Annotated in this window: 5 protein-coding genes; 4 read left to right on the plus strand and 1 reads right to left on the minus strand. The window is 44.9% G+C overall.

Features of this window, described 5'->3' with window-relative positions:
* Positions 1 to 1568: AMP-binding protein (locus tag AAC033_RS18205; protein ID WP_339740800.1), on the minus strand; the 1568-nt coding region annotated here is incomplete at its 3' end.
* A 274-nt stretch (positions 1569 to 1842) separates the two neighbouring features.
* Here AAC033_RS18205 and AAC033_RS18210 point away from each other — a divergent pair.
* From AAC033_RS18210 to AAC033_RS18225, 4 genes are all read left to right on the plus strand, one after another.
* Positions 1843 to 2499, plus strand: a complete 657-nt coding sequence (locus AAC033_RS18210; protein WP_339740802.1) for an HD domain-containing protein — start codon at positions 1843 to 1845, stop codon at positions 2497 to 2499.
* Between the two features lie 11 nt (positions 2500 to 2510).
* On the plus strand, positions 2511 to 2900 hold the full coding sequence (locus AAC033_RS18215) for a VOC family protein (protein ID WP_339740804.1): 390 nt from the start codon (positions 2511 to 2513) through the stop codon (positions 2898 to 2900).
* Between the two features lie 154 nt (positions 2901 to 3054).
* A complete protein-coding gene (locus AAC033_RS18220) occupies positions 3055 to 4251 on the plus strand; it encodes an alpha/beta hydrolase-fold protein (RefSeq protein WP_339740806.1) in 1197 nt (398 codons plus the stop codon).
* Between the two features lie 128 nt (positions 4252 to 4379).
* The coding region (locus AAC033_RS18225; protein ID WP_339740808.1) for a hypothetical protein at positions 4380 to 5089 on the plus strand (710 nt) is incomplete at its 3' end.

The following is a 5089-nucleotide window of genomic DNA, read 5'->3' on the forward strand; positions in this document are numbered from 1 at the left end:
TGAATGCGCGAAAATTTATTCACTTCTTCGTTCACCTTTTGCTGTATTTCGTCGAGAATCTCATCGACACGGGAGTTGATTTTGCTCACGGCTTCATCTTTCATCGATCTCATGTTCTTAACCCGCTGTTCAATCTCTTCCATATTAAGGTGCACCATAGCCACCAACCGGCCTTTCTTCTCAACAACCAACGACTCCAGCACGTATTCCATGCGATTGATTAAGGACTCAATCTCTTCGGGATAAATATTTTCACCACTCGATCCCACAATCATATTCTTAATCCGTCCGCGGATATACAAAAGTCCCGACTTGTCGAAACGGCCTAAATCACCGGTTTTAAACCAACCATCTTCGGTAAAAACCTCCTTGGTCAGTTTCGGTTCTTTATAGTAGCCTTTCATCACGTTTTCACCTTTGGCCTGAATTTCGCCTTCGCCCGTAGCCGGATCAGCATTGCCAATGCGCAACTTCACGCCTTCCATCGGAATTCCGGTTGACAAATAGCGAACATTTTTCCCTACTGCTCCAGCGAGCAAGGGCGAAGTTTCGGTTAATCCGTAGCCAATCGCCAGTGGAAATTTGGCATCCATCAGGAAACGCTCCACCTGATCATTTAATTTCGCTCCGCCAACTCCGAAGAATTTCAACTCACCGCCAAACGTTTGGTAAAGCTTTTTACCCGCAATTCGGCTCAGTAGAACTTGAAACGGCCTGATCTTGTATAGCGCCCGGGTAATGGCCTTGCTGTTAATTTGCGGCAATATTTTTCCCTTGTATACTTTCTCTATAATCAGTGGTACAACCAGCATAATGGTTGGCTTAACTACCTGCAGGGCTGGCAACAGCACCGGGCCTGTGGGCGGTTTTCGAAGATAATAAACCGATGCACCAAACATCACCGGAAAAATCAGACCCAGTGTATTTTCAAAGGTATGCGAAAGTGGCAGAACAGACATAAACCGGTCGGAGGTGTCAATGAATTGTAATGTCCGGCTTTGTTTTGCAGTCCAAACGATATTTTTGTGGGTCAACATGACCCCTTTTGATTTGCCGGTTGTTCCGGAAGTGTAGATAATCGATAAAAGATCCTCCTCGTCCACGTCGGCATATTGAAAGACATCGGGCGTTTCAACCGCTACTGCCGGATAATCCTCGGCATTTAGCTCTTTCAGCGTTTCAATCTGAATAACCTTGAGCATGGGGTACTCTTCCTGCTCCAGCTTGTTCATCAAATTTTCGGAAACAAAAACAGCTTCCGCTTCTGCATGCTGAATGATATTTCGAATTTCGGCCGGATGAAAGTCGGGCAGGATTGGAACGGCAATGGCACCGATGGCCGCGACGGCAAAAAAAGCCACCCCCCAATTGGGCATATTCGTACTTAGTATCGCAACCTTGGCTCCTTTTTGTACTCCAAGTCCTCTCAGGTATGTTCCCAATGCCTCAACTTCAGCTTGTAATTGGCTGTAAGTTTTAACTTCTTCACCCACAAAACTCAATGAATTCTGACTGGCAAAATTCATGAAACTGGCCTGCAACATCGCCGGCATCGTCAATTTTTTCATTTCTTCCATATCTGTGGTCCCTCCATCATAACACCCTCTACAACAAGATAAAGCCGTTAAAGATCAGCAAAAATACACAATTCTATGACATGCAAACGCTTTTTAACATGTTTTAGCGCTCGCAGGACCTAACGGTCGTATGTTGTAAAAAATACTAACCCATTTTCATAGGTGCCACACAAATAAAAAATTGAACAATTTGTTATTAAATCTCTGTTCAAAAGGCAGATTCGTTAGATACAAATCAACAGAAATATGTAGCTTTGATTGTGCGATGAAAAAGGAAAAACTTATACAGGAAACAGCCGACTATATCCGATCTAATTTCGAGCGGGAAGGCAGCGGACATGACTGGTGGCACATTTACCGGGTATGGCAAATGGCGCAACGAATTGCAATTAAAGAAGGTGCGAACCTTTTTTTCACTGAAATGGCGGCCCTACTGCACGACCTGGATGACTGGAAACTGGCCTCCCACTCCGGATCGAAAGCATTGAAATGGATGCAGCAAATGGGATTAGACGCGCCCGAGCAAACTCGAATTCAAACAATCATTGACGAAGTTTCCTTTAAGGGAGGCAAAGTCGACACCACCCCCGGATCACTGGAAGCCTGTGCCGTTCAGGATGCGGACCGGCTGGATGCCATGGGCGCAATCGGTATTGCCCGCACCTTTGCCTATGGCGGGCATAATAACCGCCTGATCTACGACCCAAATGTCCAACCGGAAATACATGCCAGCTTTTCAGATTATCAGAAATCGAACGCTCCAACGATTAACCATTTCTATGAAAAGCTGTTATTACTGAAAGATCGGATGAATACGAAAACCGGACAAAAAATTGCCGTGAAGCGTCATCTGTTTATGGAAAATTACCTGGAACATTTTTTTCAGGAATGGAATATGAATGAAACCTTATTAACCCTTTAAATAATTCAGCGATGAAAATTTCACACCTTGCGATTTGGACCACTGACCTGGAAGGAATGCGGAATTTTTATATCCACTATTTCGATGCCAGCTCGGGAGAAGCCTACTTTAACCACTCCCGCGACTTCAAATCATATTTCGTCACCCTTGGTGGAGATTGCTCCATTGAATTGATGCAAATGCCAGGCATCCCAAAGTCAAAAAACGATCCTCGAAAACAGTTTACAGGATTGACTCATTTTGCCATCCAGCTTGGCTCAAAACAAAAAGTTGATGAGCTTACCGAGCAACTTCGAAAAGATGGTTTCCAAGTTGTTGGCGAACCACGAACAACCGGCGATGGCTTTTATGAGTCGGTTATTTTAGATCCGGAGGGAAACCGGGTAGAACTAACCGCTTAATGTATTCGAAAGGTATATCCCGATTGAGATCCCGCAGTTTCACTGTCAGGTGAAGCATTGAGAAGTATCAGTAAAAAGGAGGGAAATTTCAGGAAATGACTTCCCACGTCGCATGCTAATTTAGGGTTAGTTAAAAACCTTAAATCAACATGCTATGAAAACAAAATCATTTTTCTACGTCCTGATGATGGTCTTTTTCGTCATGGCTTGTCAACAAGATCTGCTTCCTGACGAAGAGCCCGCTGTTGGAACACAAACCAAGAGCGCGATTATTGTCCCGCAAGGTCTCACCGAAGGGACGGTCATTACCACCCAGGTCCACAGTCCTTCGCTCGAAGGAAACCTGGTCGGCGATCCTGCCCTGCGAAATGTGGCTGTTTATCTTCCCAAATCATACTTCTCCTGTCCCGAAAAACGATTCCCGGTGATCTACTTTCTGCATGGCATGCCTGCCTGGGGAAATATGCTCATGGAGAAAGCGCCCTTCGACAATTTCTTCACCTACGCCAACTTAGCAGCGCCAGTTGACTTTTCGCAAGATGGTTTTGTTCAATGGGCCAACAGGCTGATGAGTGAAGCGGGAATGCGGGAGTCAATTATTGTGATGCCCGACGCCCGGACTCTGTTTGGGCCAAGCATGTACCTCAATTCCGACATCCTGGGAAACTATGAAGACTTCATTGTCAACGATCTCACCGCCTTTATCGACGAGAATCTCAGAACAATTCCTCATTTCAACTGGAGAGCGATTACCGGTCATTGCGCGGGGGCCTATGGCGCATTTAACATGGGCATGCGGCATGCGCGTGTGTTCAGGTATGTCGGAGCATTGTCGCCTGCCCATTTCATGGAAGCCCACTTTGAGCAAATTGCCATCTACTCAGCCTATGAAGAGATGATTTGGCAAGAGCAAGGAGCACCGGCTGGTCCACTTCCTTATTCTCCAATGGAGCCGTTCAAATTCATGACAAACACCGCTTACGCGCTGGGTCAATTCTGGCTGCCAAATCCTGATAATCCGCCATACTTGTGCGATATTCCTTACACTTATGTTGAAGGTCAACCACAAATTGATCCGGACTTAATGGCAAAAATTGATTCTCAGAATCTCATGGCTCTGTCTCGGGAATACGAGCGCGGTCTGCGCCAGCTGAAATCAATCTATTTTGATTGCGGAAAAAACGACGAACTTGGAATGTATTTACCAAATGAAATGCTGCACCAGCAATTAACCGATTTACACATCAAGCATCAGTTTGAAAGCTACGATGGCACTCACCTAAGCAGCCTGTATAATCGCCTCGGAAAAGTCTGGACTGCGCTTTCCAATGATTTTCCGACAGAAGAATAGAAAGACAAGATGAGGCTGAAACAGGTGTCAGCGTTCAGCCTCATTTTAACCTGTAGAATTGGAAATCAAAATATTGACTTGTACGTATATAAACTCGGGCGATTGAAATAAAAATCAATTCCACTGTCATGAGATTCGAGGTATTGACCATACTACAGAAATTTTGCGAGCAGCAGTTTGTAGGTAAGGACAAAAGCCCGACTGAACTTGCCTTACACCAATATTTTCTGGTTGAGTCACTTGTTGCCCTAAGTCTCGTTTTTGTTCTCCTGATTATCGCCACGGTCCTGCGTACGCCAATCATGATTGAATATTGCCTCACTTTCTTGCTACTGGGAGGCTCCTTGTCGTTCATAGCCACACGAATTTTCACGAAAGTAGAGCACCACATTCTTTTGCAACAACTCTTAACCATCGGCATCGTTACTTTTTACACGGCAGCAATGGGTGGCCTTCTCTCCAGCGGAGGAATTATCTTTTTGGGAAGCGCTCCGGTGTTAAAAACGCTGGTTTTCAAAAATCTTAAAAAGATGATTTCAGTTTACTCGCTATTTATTGCCTGTATCATCTTCTTAATTGTTTTCGACGATCAGTTTGAAGGGAAAAATCTGCTGACAAGCACCCAAAACAAATTCTATTTTGGACTGAACCTGATGGCCATCACAAGCTATATTTTTCTCTTCGCCGGATATGCGCAGCACATGTTTACGAAGTTGGAGCATCAGGAAGCCCTTCGTCAAAAGGAAATTAACAAGGCCAAAAATCGTCTTTACACCAACATCACCCATGAGTTCAGGACTCCGCTCAGTGTAATTCTGGCCGTTGCTGATTCGCTTAA

It is taken from the genome of uncultured Sunxiuqinia sp., from assembly GCF_963974515.1.
In the GTDB taxonomy this organism is placed as follows: Bacteria; Bacteroidota; Bacteroidia; order Bacteroidales; family Prolixibacteraceae; genus Sunxiuqinia.